This window comes from candidate division WOR-3 bacterium, assembly GCA_039801725.1.
In the GTDB taxonomy this organism is placed as follows: domain Bacteria; phylum Hydrothermota; class Tepidihabitantia; order Tepidihabitantales; family DTDR01; genus DTDR01.
This window is the reverse complement of record JBDRVE010000021.1, coordinates 1-14,994: the sequence shown is the minus strand read 5'-3', so window position 1 is coordinate 14,994 and position 14,994 is coordinate 1. Positions and strand designations below refer to the sequence as shown.

At 30.0% G+C, this 14,994-nt stretch carries 11 protein-coding genes; 5 read left to right on the top strand and 6 right to left on the bottom strand.

Going from position 1 to position 14,994, the window contains the following annotated elements:
• Positions 1 to 318 precede the first annotated feature (318 nt).
• Genes ABIK75_05375 through hutI form a run of 4 tightly spaced genes read left to right on the top strand, consistent with a single transcriptional unit; the run spans position 319 to position 3,904 of the window.
• On the top strand, positions 319 to 825 hold the full coding sequence (locus ABIK75_05375; protein ID MEO0090518.1) for a hypothetical protein: 507 nt from the start codon (positions 319 to 321) through the stop codon (positions 823 to 825).
• Positions 815 to 1,405 (top strand): hypothetical protein, encoded by a 591-nt coding sequence (locus tag ABIK75_05370; protein MEO0090517.1) that lies wholly within the window; start codon positions 815 to 817, stop codon positions 1,403 to 1,405. Before ABIK75_05375 ends, ABIK75_05370 begins: the two co-directional genes overlap by 11 nt.
• Positions 1,406 to 1,407: 2 nt before the next feature.
• Positions 1,408 to 2,688, top strand: a complete 1,281-nt coding sequence (locus ABIK75_05365; GenBank protein ID MEO0090516.1) for an SLC13 family permease — start codon at positions 1,408 to 1,410, stop codon at positions 2,686 to 2,688.
• Position 2,689: 1 nt separating this feature from the next.
• Entirely contained in the window at positions 2,690 to 3,904 is a 1,215-nt protein-coding gene (hutI, locus tag ABIK75_05360) for an imidazolonepropionase (protein ID MEO0090515.1), read from the top strand.
• Here the strand turns inward: hutI and ABIK75_05355 are convergent.
• From ABIK75_05355 to ABIK75_05335, 5 genes are all read right to left on the bottom strand, one after another.
• Entirely contained in the window at positions 3,897 to 7,694 is a 3,798-nt protein-coding gene (locus ABIK75_05355) for a T9SS type A sorting domain-containing protein (GenBank protein ID MEO0090514.1), read from the bottom strand. The two genes, hutI and ABIK75_05355, sit on opposite strands and share 8 nt — an antisense overlap.
• Before the next feature lie 169 nt (positions 7,695 to 7,863).
• Positions 7,864 to 9,246: a V-type ATP synthase subunit B gene (locus ABIK75_05350; GenBank protein ID MEO0090513.1), complete on the bottom strand. Its 1,383-nt coding sequence runs from the start codon at positions 9,244 to 9,246 to the stop codon at positions 7,864 to 7,866.
• Complete coding sequence (locus ABIK75_05345) at positions 9,234 to 10,979, bottom strand: V-type ATP synthase subunit A (GenBank protein MEO0090512.1); 1,746 nt, start codon at positions 10,977 to 10,979, stop codon at positions 9,234 to 9,236. The genes ABIK75_05350 and ABIK75_05345 overlap by 13 nt, the downstream gene beginning before the upstream one ends.
• Positions 10,957 to 11,307, bottom strand: a complete 351-nt coding sequence (locus ABIK75_05340; GenBank protein ID MEO0090511.1) for a V-type ATP synthase subunit F — start codon at positions 11,305 to 11,307, stop codon at positions 10,957 to 10,959. The genes ABIK75_05345 and ABIK75_05340 overlap by 23 nt, the downstream gene beginning before the upstream one ends.
• A complete protein-coding gene (locus ABIK75_05335; GenBank protein ID MEO0090510.1) occupies positions 11,280 to 12,275 on the bottom strand; it encodes a V-type ATPase subunit in 996 nt (331 codons plus the stop codon). The genes ABIK75_05340 and ABIK75_05335 overlap by 28 nt, the downstream gene beginning before the upstream one ends.
• A gap of 57 nt (positions 12,276 to 12,332) precedes the next feature.
• On the opposite strand from ABIK75_05335, the gene thiL reads away from it, so the two are divergent.
• Complete coding sequence (gene thiL / locus ABIK75_05330; GenBank protein ID MEO0090509.1) at positions 12,333 to 13,256, top strand: thiamine-phosphate kinase; 924 nt, start codon at positions 12,333 to 12,335, stop codon at positions 13,254 to 13,256.
• On the opposite strand, the gene ABIK75_05325 is transcribed toward thiL, so the two are convergent.
• On the bottom strand, positions 13,240 to 14,700 hold the full coding sequence (locus tag ABIK75_05325) for a capsule assembly Wzi family protein (protein MEO0090508.1): 1,461 nt from the start codon (positions 14,698 to 14,700) through the stop codon (positions 13,240 to 13,242). The genes thiL and ABIK75_05325 overlap by 17 nt on opposite strands.
• Between the last annotated feature and the right edge of the window lie 294 nt (positions 14,701 to 14,994).

The window sequence follows — 14,994 nt, the reverse complement described above, 5'->3', positions numbered from 1 at the left end:
AGGAGTTATATCTTTCTCTTAAAAGTTAAATAAGAAATTCCTTTAAATATCTTCTTATCCTTCCTTTAATTTAACAGGAGGATTTTACCTTCTATTAGGAAGGGGGCAGTATAGGAGATAGTATAATGTAGAGTCTTTAAAGCAGTAAATAATTAAGAAGTTAATAAATTTTCAATATAAATAATACCTTATAATCTTCTTTAATATTCCTTTCCATTTTTAAGAAAAATAAAAGAATTTAGAATGGGGTTATTAAAAGGGGTTTGCTAAGTAGATTACCATTTGTTGACTTATCTCTTTTTTCTTTTATAATTTTTTATGTTTTTTACTTTGATTTTTTATTTGTTCTCCTCAACCGAAATTAACTTATTATTAGGTGACCAAACACCTTTTGGTAGATTAAAAAGATATTTCTATCCCACCCCTTCTTTTTCTTTAGAATTATCAAAAGAAAGTAAATTTTCTGATTTTGGTTTATCTCTTACCTATTCCCGATTTAGTAATCAATATTCTTCTCTCTATTTTCTCAGACCACAGATTTTTTTTGAACCCCCTTTTTTAACAGTTAAAAATAAAAAGGGAACATTATTTTTAAGTCTTTCTTATCTTTATTTAATAAGGGAAGTCTATTTGGATAAAAAAGCAAAAGAAAGCGGTAATTATCTTAATTACAATTTTGGTCTTGGTTACAAAGAGAAATTAAAGAAAATTAATTTTCGGATAAGAATTTTCCTTTCTCTTATTCCCGAAAGATTGGAATATGAAAAAGAAAATAATTTTTATTATCTTTTAAATTCTCAAATTGGTGTTGGGTATGAATTTTAGGAAGCTTCTTTTATTTTTATTATTGTTTCTCTTTTGTCAAAAAGATACATTGTTAAACAGAACAACCGGTGATTATTTCCCTCTGGAAAAAGGAAAAACCTATTACTATTATTCAACTTTAGAAGATACCATCCAATTTAAATTTATTGGCGATACCCTTCTATTTGGTACCAATCTTTTTTATTGTGAAAGAAATATTGAACCGATATTTTTTATAAAAGAAAAGTTTTCTCTTGAAAAATTTGTCTGTAAAGAAACATTGATTTTTGGCGAGATTGAGACCTTATATAAAGATTTTATTACTTTTCTCTCTTTTCCTTTGATTGAAAATAAAGAGTGGCAAGATTCAATTGTTAAAGATACAATAAAATTTTATCTTTTTGGCAAGGTTCTAAAAAGGGATAATTTAGAGGTTCCCTATGGCAAATTTTCTGATGTCTATTCAATAATTATCAAAGAAAAAGAGATAATTGGTGAAAATAGAGATTCTTTAATTTACCTTTATTATTTAGCACCGGAAATAGGAATTATTAAGAAAGAGTATAATAATCATTACGAAATCCTCTGTCGCATAGAGTAAAAATGATTATCTTTATATTATTTTTCTTATGCTATTTTTTAATGGCGATCTTTTTTAGATTTAGATTATATATCCTTTTTGCCTTTATTCTCTTTTTCTTTCTCTTTGGTTTCTCTTTCAAAGATTATATCAATTTTATTGACTTCAATATTATTATGCTCTTTGTGGGGACTTTTATTATTGCTGAAGGGTTTTTTATATCAGGAATTCCTAAAAAGATTGCCTTTCATTTGATTAACAAAGCAAAAACCTTATTTTCTTCAATTATTATTCTCTCTTTTTTAAGCGGTCTTTTATCAAGTTTTTTAGAAAATGCGGCAGTGATTCTAATCCTGGCACCAATTGCCTATTCTTGTGCCTTATATTTTAATACCTCACCATTAAACTTTATTATTCCCATCTGTTTGGCAAGCAATTTACAAGGTTCAGCCACTTTGATTGGTGACCCACCAAGTATGATTTTAGCAGAAAAAGCAAATCTAAAATTTTTAGATTTCTTTTTCTTTCAAGGGAAACCTTCTCTATTTTTTGCTGTCCAAATTGGCTTTTTCTTTTCTTTATTAACAATCTATTTTATTTTAAAAAGAGAAAAGAAAGAACTTATGAAAACCCATCCGGAAATTGAAGAAGTTAATATTCCCAAAAGAAATTATCTTTTTTTAATAATCCTTTTATTATTTATTTTAAGTTTAATAATTTTCCCGAGAATAATGAAAGAAGATAACTATCTTTTTTATGCTGGTCTTATCTCATTATTTTATGCCTTTTTAACAATTATCTTTCTTTTTATCTTCAAATTAATAAAGCCAAAAGATTTCTTTAAAATTCTTGACTACGAAACTATCCTTTTTTTAATTGGCATTTTTATCTTAATTGGGATATTTAAAAATGGTGGCGGCCTAACAATTTTAGCCCATTTCTTTAATAAAATTTTTGCTATCTTTAAACACCAAATTTTTATTTATATTTTTATTCTTTTTCTTTCTCTCCTTTTTTCTTCTTTTATGGATAATGTGCCTTTCTTTTTATTAATTTCCGAATTGATAAAAATCTTTTATCCGGAAGGCAAGATGTTTTATCTATTAATGTTCGGCTCCTTAATTGCCTCGACGGTTGGCGGCAATATCACTCCCTTTGGTGCCCAAGCAAATATTGTCGGTATTGGTTATCTTAAAAAGAAAGGAATAAAAATAAGATTTTTTGACTTTTTTAAATTAGGTCTGCCTTTCTCTTTGGCGGGAACAATTGCCAGCGGAATTTTTATCTATTTTTTATGGAGATAAGATGTTATTAATTAAAAATATCTCCCAACTCCTTTTAATGGATAAACCTGATTTTACAATTATTGAAAATGGTTATCTTCTAATCAAAGAAGATAAAATTTATGATTTTGGTAAAATGGAAGATTTAAAATTGGAAAAGAAAGAAAATTACCAGATTTTTGATGCGAAAAATTCTTGTGTTTTACCCGGTTTTATTGACTCCCATACCCATCTCTTCTTTTCTGGTGAAAGAGAGGATGAGTTGGAGATGAGATTAAATAAAGAAAGTTATTACGAAATTTTAAAAAAGGGTGGCGGAATTTATTATACTTTTAAAAAAACAAAGGAGAAAAAAAATAAAGAACTGTTTGAAGAGAATTATGAAAAATTGTTAAATGTATTAAAATGGGGAACAACAACTATTGAAATAAAAAGTGGTTACGGAATTTATCCCGAAGAAGAATTGAGGCATTTAAGAATTATTAATCAATTAAAAGAAAAATTAAAATATAAGATTACCATTCTACCTACCTTTCTTATCCATGTAATCCCTAAGGATATTGAAAGAAAAGAATATATACAATTGATGAAAAAAACAATGGAGATTGTTGCTAAGGAAAAATTGGCAATTTTCTGTGATGTTTTTTGTGAAAAAGGAGAGAATACCTTTAATAAAAAAGAAAGTATTGAACTACTTTCTTACGGAAAAGAACTGGGTCTTATTCCTAAAATCCATGCGAATGAACTTTTTTATTCCAAAGGAGATTATGTCGCCTATAAAGTTGGTTGTATCTCTGCTGACCATTTAATCTATCCGGAAATTAAAAATCTTAAATCAATGAAGAAAAGAGATGTCGTCGCCACTCTCTTACCCGGTACTTCTTTATTTTTACAGATGAAAAAGAAACCGCCAGTAAATATATTTAAAAAATTAAATATGAAAATTGCCCTGGCAAGTGATTATAATCCCGGAACCTGCCCAATTTATCAAATGCCAATAATTATCTCTTTAGGTGCTTTCTTATATGATTTTAACGAAAAAGAGAGTTTATATTATGGAACTATGGGAAATGCCTATGCCTTAAATCTCCAAAATAAAATCGGCTCAATTGAGATAGGAAAAGAAGCGGATTTAATAGTTTTAAAATATAATAAATACCAAAAAATCTTTTATTATCCTTTTGAAAATCCAATAAAAATGGTAATCAAAAAAGGCAAGGTTGTATTTTCTAATTAATAATAAAAACTTTCTTATTTATCTCATAATCTTCAAATTTTATTTTAATAATGTAAATTCCTCTTCTTAATTTTGGTATCTCTTTTGTTCCTTTTTTCCGATAAACAAGATTTCCTAAGAGATTATATATTTTAATTTCTCTTACTTTTTTACCAATCAGAGTTGATTTTTCCGAATTAATTGTCAAAGGAAATTCTTTGTTTAAATTCTCTTTGCTTAAGAAAACATTTTTCCTTGGAAGGTATCGCCAGAACTCATAAGTATTACTTCCCTTCAAAGCGTAAACTCTCTTGTTTATCTCGTCATAAACTAAGGCACCACCACTTTTTACTTTCTTATTACTTGGCGCCAAAGGAATTGGCTCACCTTCTATCCATTCGTTATTTAGAATATCATAATACCAAAATTCATTACAATTACCACCTTTAAAAGCATAAATTCTTTTGCCATCACAACAAAGAGATGCACCATCTTTTGCTTTCTTTTTCTTTAAGTTCCTTCCCACCAAAGGTAGACTTTTCCTTATTTCAAAAGAGTCTTTTCTTATATCATAGGCAAAAAACTCATTGGTATTTCCTTTCAAGATATAGATGTAATTATTATCGCTCGTAATCGCACTTCCTTTTTTAAACTTCTTTTCACCCGGTAGTTCTTTTAAAGTAAGCCAACTATCTTTTTCAATCCAATACGCATAAAATTCCTTTGTTCCACCTTTTAATAAGATAACATAATTAGTATCTTCTGATAAGGAAAAATAAGTTAGACTGGTGCCGCCACCAATCCCTTTCTTTCCCGGAATATCTCTCTTTCTTTCCCAACTATCAAATTCCGGATAATAACAATAAAATTCTTTTGTCTTATTTCCTTTGGTAGCGAAAAGTAAATTATGTTTTTTGTCATAAACTAAGGCACCGCCATCTTTTATATTTTTCCCTTTATCACCGCTTGGCAAAGGCTTGCCTTCTTTCCAGGTTCCTGTTGAGCAACAATAAATATAAAATTCTCTGGTATTATTTCCTTTAAAAGCAAATACTAAATTATTGCCAAATGCTAAGGCGCTGCCACCTTTTACTCCCTTATAACTACCTCGCGGAATATCCCTTAATAATACCCAAGGCTCGTAACTTTCAACAACAAAATCTCGGTAAAGAGTATCGTTTTCTGGTTCCATATCACCATTCAAGATTAGTTGGGCAAGAATTGTAAAACTTCCTTCATTTGCCTGCCAAGGCGAAAAACTAACAATCTTAATTTCATAAGGTTGCATTTCAACAGAAACGGAATCAAGATATATGGGCAAGTTGTTGTGATAAATCACAATTTTCAACATAATCCAAGTAGAAACATTACCAAAATTTTTTATTTCAATTTGCGGAATAATCTCTCCTTCGGATACAGAATCACTGGGTGAGACAATCCTTAATATTCCAACGTCAATAACTTTTACAAAATGAGCACTCCTTATTGTATCATTTAAAGGGTTAATATCATTATAACAGGAATCAATCACACATTGCGAACAAACATAATCTCTTCTTCTTGGTTGCCAACTATCAAATTCAACCGCTAACGTTTCACCAGCATTAAGTGTTAAAGTTCTAACCGACAAATAATCGTCGCCAATCTTAAAGGATAACTTTAAATTTTTATTAACAGTGCCATAATTTTTTATCAAAGTAATAACTGGATAAGTTTTATTAGAATCGCATTCCTCCGGTGGTGAATAAACAGTTATTATCCCACAATCATGGACTTGAACCGTAAAGTTTTCTTCCTTCTTATTATTTATTGGTATTTGGTCGTTAACTAATCTTGTTGAACAAGTAACAACATACTCTCCCCTTTTGGCAATTTGCCAATTGGGAAAGTTAATTATTCTTACTTCGTTGGGTAAAAGATCCTCAACATAAGTTTCACTTATCCAATAATATTCATCACCAGTAATTTTTATTGTCGTAAAGAAATTAACCGAAGTATTACCATAATTTTTTACTTTTGCCTGTGGTGTTAAAATGCCCGTTGAGTCAACCTCACCTTTTGGAGTAATAATTTCTGTTAATCCAACATCCAATACCCGAACAAACACTGAATCGAGTTTATAATTATTTTCAGGAAAATTATCGGTTACCAGCAATGTACATTTTACTAAATGCTTGCCTCTTTCCTTTGCCTGCCATTCGTTGAAAGAAATAGTGGTGTCTCGTTCGGCCGTCAAATATAAATGAACCGAGTCATTATAAAAATCACCAATTTTAAATAAAACACTAAATTCTTGGTCAATATTTCCATAATTTATTATCTTTACTTCTGGTATAACAGAAGTACCGGAATCAATAATGCCGGTTGGCGCTAAGATTTCCTTTACTCCGCAATCCCAAATACGAACGAAGACGGAATCAATCTGATAATTATTTTCCAAAAATCGGTCATTTATTAACAAACTACATTTCACTAAATGTTTCCCCCTTATTGCCGCATACCATTGATTAAAAGATAAAATTGTCTCTCTTTCTGCTGGCAGGTTACAAACTAAGGAATCCCAATAGAAATTGCCAATTTTGAAATAACTTTTAAAATTAGCAATAACATTACCATAATTTTTTACTTTTGCCTTTGGTATAATATTTGTTCCTGAATCAACGGTTCCTATTGGCTGTAAAATTTCTTTTATCCCGACATCAAAAACTCTCACAAATACCGAATCAATTCGGTAATTATTGTTAGGCACAAAATCGTTAAAAAGTAAAGAGCATTTCACAATATTTTTTCCCCTTTGAATTGCTAACCATTGATTAAAAGAAAGGGTTGTTTCTTTTCCTGCTGGTAAATTTAAGAAAAGAGAATCCCGATAATTAGTACCAATTTTAAATAAAACACCAACATCTTCATTAGTATTGCCATAATTTTTTATTTTTGCTTGCGGAGTATGGGATGTACCAGAATCAACATTTCCAGTTGGTGCCAATATGGAAACAACACCCACGTCCCTTACCCTTACAAAAACTGTCTCTACTTTCCAATCATTATTTGGATTATAATCATTCCGTAATTGAGTAGAACATTTAACAACCCAAGTCCCCCTTTGCCTTACCTGCCAACTGCTAAAACTTACTTCTCTTACCTGCCCAGGAGAAAGATTGTTTACCACTTGAATATTATTATAAAAAGTGCCGATCCGCATCCGCACCGTGCAGGTGGTCATAAAATCACCAAAATTTTTCACTTTTGCTTTTGGTGTTATTGTCGTTCCGGAATCAAGAATACCTTTCGGAGCAACAATTTCAGTAACACCGACATCATAACGATAACCATAAACTGTTACATCATCAATATAAACACCTTCGCTCACATTTACCGAATCGGAAGAAAATCTAAATCTTATTTTAGTTGCGGTGTTAGGAATTGGCGCCATTACCCTTTGAATAAAACCGCCAGCAAAACCATTTGACTGCCAAAAAGTTATCCATTCGCTACCAGAATAATATTCAAAATATATGTAATCGGAAGAATCTAAATCTTGATAGATATAAAAAACCACTGCACCACTGTAAAATCCACTAAGATTTACACTCCTTTCCATCCAGATATTAACATTACTTCGATAAAGACTATCTTTACTACATTTTGCACTATAAGGAGAAGAATAATAACGAGTAGAAACCCTTGTCCAAGTGTCTCCCACTCCTCCTAATGTCCAATTTTGAGGAAAATTTGTCATATCATCATACCAAATTAAAACCTGAGAAAAAGATAAAGACAAGAAAACTAAACTTAAAATTATTACTCGCATTTTCACCTCCTAATTTTCTTTTAATTTAGTTGGCGCCACCCCCTGCCAACTAAATTTTACACACACCTTTTATTTATAAAATATTATATATAATATTTTTAAAAAAGTCAAGAAAAAATTACTTGATTATCTCTTTATTTTTCAATGATTTAGAGCTTCCTATTAAAGATTACTCTTGAGGGTAGAGGTATTTTTGGATAAATTCTTCTCTTATTCTTTTTAATTCTTCTCTTGGAATCAATTTTAAAAGTTCCCAACCAATATTCAATGTCTCTTCAATGCTTCTATTCTCGTACTCACCTTGACTAACAAATCTTTTCTCAAATTCTTCGGCAAAATGAAGATAAATTTTATCTAACTCTGTTAATGCTGCTTCTCCTAAAATCACTTCTAATTCTTCGGCTTCTTTACCTTTGGCATAACAGGCAAACAACTGATTTGCTAAATCAGCGTGGTCTTCCCTTGTCTTTCCTTTACCAATACCTTTATCTCTTAATCTTGATAAAGAAGGAAGTACATCAATTGGTGGAAAAACCTTTTTTCTTTGTAAACTTCTTGATAAAATTATTTGACCCTCGGTAATGTAACCGGTTAAATCAGGAATTGGATGGGTTTTGTCATCTTCCGGCATAGTCAATATTGGCATCAAAGTTATCGACCCTTTTTTTCCTTTTATCCTTCCACATCTTTCATAAATTGATGCCAAGTCAGTATAAAGATAACCAGGATAACCTCTTCTTCCTGGCACTTCTTTTCTGGCGGCAGAAATTTCTCTCAAAGCTTCGCAGTAATTTGTCATATCGGTTAAAATAACTAATACGTGCATATCTAAATCAAAAGCTAAATATTCGGCGGCAGTTAAAGCTGTTCTTGGAGTAGCAATTCTTTCAATTGCCGGTTCATCAGCCAGATTTAAAAAGAGGACACTTCTTTCTAAAGCACCGCTCTTTTCAAAACTATCAATAAAGAAATTTGCTTCTTCAAAAGTTATCCCCATCGCTCCAAAAACAACAGCAAATTCCTCTTCCTTCCCTAAAACCCTTGCTTGTCGGGCAATTTGGGCAGCCAAAAGATTGTGAGGCAAACCTGAACCCGAAAAAATAGGTAATTTCTGGCCTCTTACTAATGTATTCAAACCATCGATAGCGGAGATACCCGTTTGAATAAACTCATTAGGATATTCTCGGGCATAAGGATTAATCGGTGCACCATTAATGTCTCTTTCTATTTCCGGTATAATCTCTGGACCGCCGTCCCTTATCCTTCCTAAACCATCAAAAATTCTTCCCAAGATATCTTTGGATAATCCAATTTTTATTGTTTCGCCAAGAAATCTAACCTTAGTTTCTTCTAAATCAATACCTCTTGTTCCTTCAAACACTTGTACTAGTGCCTTATCTTCATAAACTTCTAAAACCTGACCAAACCTCCTTTCCTTTTCACCAACAATAATCTCTACCAATTCCAAATATTTAGCGCCTTCTACCCCTTTAATTAAAATTAAAGGTCCAGAAATTTCGCTAATCTTTTTATGATATTTTATTTCAAACATTCTTCAATCTCCTTTTTAATTTCCGAAAATTCTTTTTCCATTTCTTCTTCTTTTATAAACTTCATTTTGGCAATTTTTTCTCTCACTTTTAATCTTTCAATATCTTCAATAGTCACTCTGTTTTCATTTAAGGCTTTCTTTGCTCTTTCATAAAAATAGAGACATATTTTTAACATCTGGTATTGTTTTTTTAAAGAGGTATAAGTATCAATTTCTAAAAAGGCATTTTGGTGTAAAAAATCTTCTCTGATAATCCTTGCTGCTTCTAATATCAACCGGTCGCTTGGCGAAAGGGTATCTTTTCCCACAAGTCTCACAATCTCTAAAAGTTCAGCCTCTTTTTCTAAAATCGCCATTGCCTCTTTCGCCAACTCAACAAATTCCGGAGAAACTTTCTTACTTAAATCTTCTATCAAATCTTGTTGATATAAGGAATAAGAATTTAACCAAGAAATTGCCGGAAAATGTCTCTGATAAGCAAGTTTATCTTCTAAAGACCAAAAAACCTTTACCACCCGTAAAGTTGCTTGAACAACTGGATCACCAAGGTCGCCACCCGGTGGCGAAACTGAACCAATAACTGATAAAGCACCTTCTCTTTCTGGTTTTCCTAATGCCAAAACCCTACCCGCTCTTTCATAAAACTCCGCAATCCTTCTTTGTAAATAAGCCGGATAACCCTCTTCACCGGGCATCTCTTCTAATCTTCCCGAAATCTCTCTCATTGCCTCTGCCCAGCGAGAAGTAGAGTCGGCTTGTAAAGTTACTGAATAACCCATATCCCGAAAATATTCAGCAATCGTAATCCCCGTATAGACACTGGCTTCTCTTGCTGCTACTGGCATATTAGAAGTATTAGCTATTAATACTGTTCTTTTCATTAACGGTTCACCGGATTTTGGGTCTTTTAATTGAGGAAATTCAATTAAAACATCGGTCATTTCATTTCCTCTTTCTCCGCAACCAATAAAAATAACAATTTCAGCATCAGCCCATTTAGAAAATTGGTGCTGAATTACTGTTTTACCACTACCAAAAGGACCAGGGACACAAGCAGTACCGCCTTTGGCAATTGGGAAAAAGGTATCAACAACCCTTTGACCGGTTGCTAAAATTTCTTTGGGAGGCAATTTTTTTTGATAAGGTCTTTCTTTTCTTACCGGCCATTTATGATATAATTTCAAATCAATTATTTTATCTTTTATTCTTACTTTACCAATTGATTCTTCAACGGTAAATTCTCCTTCTTTTAATTCAATAAGTTCACCACTGATATCCGGCGGTATCATTATTTTATGAATAACTAAATCAGTTTCTCTTACTTCACCAACAATATCACCACCAGAAACTTCTACCGGTGGTTTTATTAAAGGTTCAAAATACCATTTCTTTTCCCTATCTAAAGCAGGAATTAAAATTCCCCGCGTAATAAAATCACCAGCAATCTCTCTTATTTTATTAAGAGGTCTTTGAATACCATCATAAATTGAAGAAATAAGTCCGGGACCAAGTTCAACCATTAACGGCTGATAAGTGGGAAAAACCGGATCGTTTACACCGAGACCAGCAGTATCTTCATAAACCTGAATATAAGTTAAATCACCAGAAAGAGCAATAATTTCGCCAATCAATTTCTCTTCACCAATATAACAAACATCATACATCCTTGCACCTTCTAATCCCTTACAAACAACCAAGGGACCAGATACTTTATATATTTTTCCTACTTTCATAATCTTCTTTAAAAATATCAGTTCCTAATGCCCTTTTTAACAATTCTCTTATTCTCAAATCTTCAATACTCTCTTCTTTCGTTGCTAAACTAATAAATAATGGATAAGAGGATTGTTCATATTTTTTAATAATTTCCCAAATTGCCGAGTAGATTTCCGGTGTAAAAAAGATTATTTTATAACCCTCTTTTATTTTCTCTTCTAATAATTCTTTTGCCAATTCCTTTTTTGTTTGTAAAACATCAATACCATAAAGATTAAAAACCTTTAAAAAGTCTGCTTCGCCAATTATTAAAACTTTTAAATTACCAAAAGTTTCGCTACCCATTCTTTGGGAAGTTTTTCTTTTATTTTTAAATAATAAATTTTAGAAAGGTTGTCAATTTCATTATCCTTTCGCCAGTAATAAGCACATAACAATTCGCCACTAAAAATCAGATATTTAGTAAAATTAGTTAAAGATAATAGCCTTTTTTTAAAAAGGTTTTCTAATAAAATAAAATTTCTTTCTTTTTCATAATCAATTATCCCTTCTTTTATTATTAGAGAATAATCTCCTTTAAATAAAAGAGGAATTTTTTCCCAATCGGTTTTTAAAATCTCATAATAAAAGGGAAGATCGTAAAAAGAATAAGGCAGTAAATAAAAATAGAAATCCTTTTCTAAAATATCTACTCCTTTTCTTTTTATTCGTAAACTAATTAAAATATTTTTTTGGGTAGCCTTCTCTTGAAAGCAAAGTTTCAAAAACTCACTATTTTGAGTATATCCATAAGCCAAAGAAAACATCTCTTTATCTAAAAAGATATCTAACAGATTTAAACTCTTTACCTTTTCAAAATAAGAGAGCGCCTTTTTTATTAATTTTTTTATTTTTATCAGATATTCGTTTTCAATTTTTATTTGAGAAATATTTTTTAAAATATTTATGGGAATTGCTGAAAAACGTGAGAAATATAAAGAAAAATCCTTTTTCAAAATCTCACCTTTTAAATAGAGTTTAAGATTGTGTAAATCATGTTCAAAAAGAGTTGCGTAATATAACCAATCATCTAAGCAATAATCTCTGAAAAATTGATAGTTCTCGATTTGGGCATTCCACAAAACCATTGAAATTTCTTCTGCCAAAAATTTTTGATAACTTGTCTCTTTTAAATAATCTAAAAAAGATTTCTCATCTTCTCTATTTAGTAAATTTTCAAAATCCTCTTTCTTTAAAAGTTCCTTTTCCCGAAAACGAATCCGACCGGAAACAAAGGCGTATTTTGAATCTTCTTTGAATTTAACTATTTCCATTAGATTGATATTATAACAATTTACTTCTAAAAATCAATTTTTTTATTATAATTTAGTATGCCTTGGAATGAACTTAAAGCAATTGAATTTCTAAAGAAATTAAGCAATAGAATTGGTGACGATTGTGCTGTTTTAGAGAAAGGAATAATTATTACAACCGACGCCTTTATTGAAGGTACCCATTTTGAATTAAAATATTTCTCTTTTTCTGATATTGCCAAAAAAAGTTTTTCAGCAACCCTTTCTGACATTGCGGCAATGGCTGGAATACCAAAATATCTTTTTGTTGCTTTTTTATATCCTTCTTATTTAAAAGAGAAAAACTTTAAAGAAATTTATAATACCTATAAAAAATTAGCAAAAAAATATAAAGTAGAAATTGCTGGCGGTGATATTGTTAAAAGTGAGAAATTGGGAATAGTTTTAACTTGCCTTGGTTATGCTAAAAAACCGATTTTAAGAAGCACTGCTAAAATTGGTGATAAAGTTTATCTTACTGATTTTCTTGCCCTTTCGGAAACCGGTCGATTGGCATTAGAATATAAATTAGATAGAAAGAAATTTAAATGGGCGATAAAAAAACATTTAAATCCTGAACCAAGAATTGAATTAGCACAGAAATTAAAAAATAAGATAAACTCTTTGATTGATACCTCCGATGGTCTTGCCTGCGATACTTATAATTTAGCAAACACCAGCAAGGTAAGAATTGAAATTGATTTTAATAAATTACCAATTGCCGAAGAGACTTATTTATTATGTGAAAAATTGAATTTAGATTTAAAAGAATTTATTCTACAAAGTGGCGAAGATTTTGAACTACTTTTTACTACCAATATAAAGATTCCCAAAGAAATAGATAAAATAAAAATAAGTGAAATTGGTATTGTAAAAAAAGGGAAAGACGTGTATTTAATAAAAGAAAATAAGAAAGAAAAAATATTTCCGCTTGGTTATCAACATATTATAAATGATAAATAAATCTTAAATATATTTTATTCTTAAATTTTTCTTTACTAAAAAGATAGCCAAAATTGAAGGAAGAGAGTTTTAAAAATCTTATCTCTATTGATGGAAAAATTAAATAGGTCTCTTTTTTATCTTTGAGAAACTCATTTACTGGGTCTCCTTCTTCCCATGTCTTATTTTTTATATCTCCAGAATTATATTTGCCTCTTCTTTCTCTATTAGCAAAGATTTTAAATAAAATTTTTTCATTAAGATAATAAGTAATTTCGCCTTTTAATTCGTCAGCATCCGGACCCAAAGGATGACCTAAAGGTGTTCCATAATTAGTATAAGCAATATGATAAATCCGATGATAATAAGTATAAGGCATAATTTTTGTATATTCTAATTTCAATTCTAAATCTAAAGGTAAAAGAAATATAAAACCAAGATTATAAGCATAACAATTGGGTAAATATTTTTTTCTTTCTTTTTGATATTCAATATTATCTAAGAAAAGTTCGTAATATAATTTAACTCTCTTTAATAAAAATAATGAAAAATCAAAACCGGCACAAAAGTTATCATCGTGACCGGAATTGGCAACTTCAAAATAAATAGGAATAAAAGGATTTAAATAGCCAAAAAAAGATTTTGTTTGGGAAGAATCGGGTGAATGGACAACAGCAATGTTGAATCCTAAATTAAAATATTTAAAAGAAAACTCTGCTCTCTGAAAGGAAAGAAATCTTAAATATTCTTTATGCCTTGATAAGGCAGCAGTAAAATAGATGATTCTTAACTTATTAAAATCACCTAAAAGTAAAAATAAATCTTTTGGTGGACCAAAGTCCGATAAGGTAACACTGTGAAAAGGAGAAGGAGAAAAAGATAAAGAGGTTCTACCGAAAAGAAGATAAAAATAGTAAAGACGAAAACTGATATTTGCTTCATCAATTACTAAACTCATATGTTTATTACCACTACGACAAACCGAATGATTGGGAATATGTCGGTTATCACCTTCATCAATTATATCAAATAGAGTATCTTTATAAAAGTTTACTTTGTATCTTACAAAAATATCCCTTTTATTTCTACTTATCCCAAAGAGATTGGCACCGAGCATCAATCTTATATTACTGGTATCAATCAATGGTTCCGAGATAAATTCAAAACCAAAAGAAAAATCCTCTTTTAAAGGTAAGGTAAAAGATAAAGGCGGAAAAGAAAAATTTCTTTCTTTCTCTTCCTTTAATAATAAGAAACTTCTTCTTATAATTTTTGGTAGATTTTTCTTTTCATAATATTCTTTTTCAATCTGAGAATAGATATCTTCAAAAAAATCTTCGTAAATCAATTTGGAATAAAAATAATTAAAAGAAAAACCAGAAATTTTAAGATAATCTAAAGCAGAATAAATCTGGGAATTTGTTGGATAGAAATAAGAAAAAATAAAAAGAAAAATATTTAACATCAAAAAATATTAAGAAAAAAATTAGAAATTTCAAATAAAAAAATATAGTTATTTATAAACTCTTAAATATTATATATTGACAATTATTAAAAATAAAAATCTCAATTTTTATTATTTTTATAAGTCTTTAATTTTCAATAACTTATCTTAATTTTTCAGTTTCCTATAAGGAAACTTTTTATTTCGGAAAATTTATATCTAAGTTATTGAAATTTAAATACTTAAGGCAATTTATCCTTAAAGATAGGGGGCTATCTACTATACTGCCTTGGATACTGCCTTATTAATATTTTT

Excerpts from the sequence above, each read along its gene's own strand:
- ABIK75_05375 (MEO0090518.1), top strand. The coding sequence starts at position 319 with ATGTTTTTTACTTTGATTTTTTATTTGTTCTCCTCAACCGAAATTAAC.
- ABIK75_05370 (MEO0090517.1), top strand. The coding sequence starts at position 815 with ATGAATTTTAGGAAGCTTCTTTTATTTTTATTATTGTTTCTCTTTTGT.
- ABIK75_05365 (MEO0090516.1), top strand. The coding sequence starts at position 1,408 with ATGATTATCTTTATATTATTTTTCTTATGCTATTTTTTAATGGCGATC.
- hutI (MEO0090515.1), top strand. The coding sequence starts at position 2,690 with ATGTTATTAATTAAAAATATCTCCCAACTCCTTTTAATGGATAAACCT.
- ABIK75_05355 (MEO0090514.1), bottom strand. The coding sequence starts at position 7,694 with ATGCGAGTAATAATTTTAAGTTTAGTTTTCTTGTCTTTATCTTTTTCT.
- ABIK75_05350 (MEO0090513.1), bottom strand. The coding sequence starts at position 9,246 with ATGTTTGAAATAAAATATCATAAAAAGATTAGCGAAATTTCTGGACCT.
- ABIK75_05345 (MEO0090512.1), bottom strand. The coding sequence starts at position 10,979 with ATGAAAGTAGGAAAAATATATAAAGTATCTGGTCCCTTGGTTGTTTGT.
- ABIK75_05340 (MEO0090511.1), bottom strand. The coding sequence starts at position 11,307 with ATGGGTAGCGAAACTTTTGGTAATTTAAAAGTTTTAATAATTGGCGAA.
- ABIK75_05335 (MEO0090510.1), bottom strand. The coding sequence starts at position 12,275 with ATGGAAATAGTTAAATTCAAAGAAGATTCAAAATACGCCTTTGTTTCC.
- thiL (MEO0090509.1), top strand. The coding sequence starts at position 12,333 with ATGCCTTGGAATGAACTTAAAGCAATTGAATTTCTAAAGAAATTAAGC.
- ABIK75_05325 (MEO0090508.1), bottom strand. The coding sequence starts at position 14,700 with ATGTTAAATATTTTTCTTTTTATTTTTTCTTATTTCTATCCAACAAAT.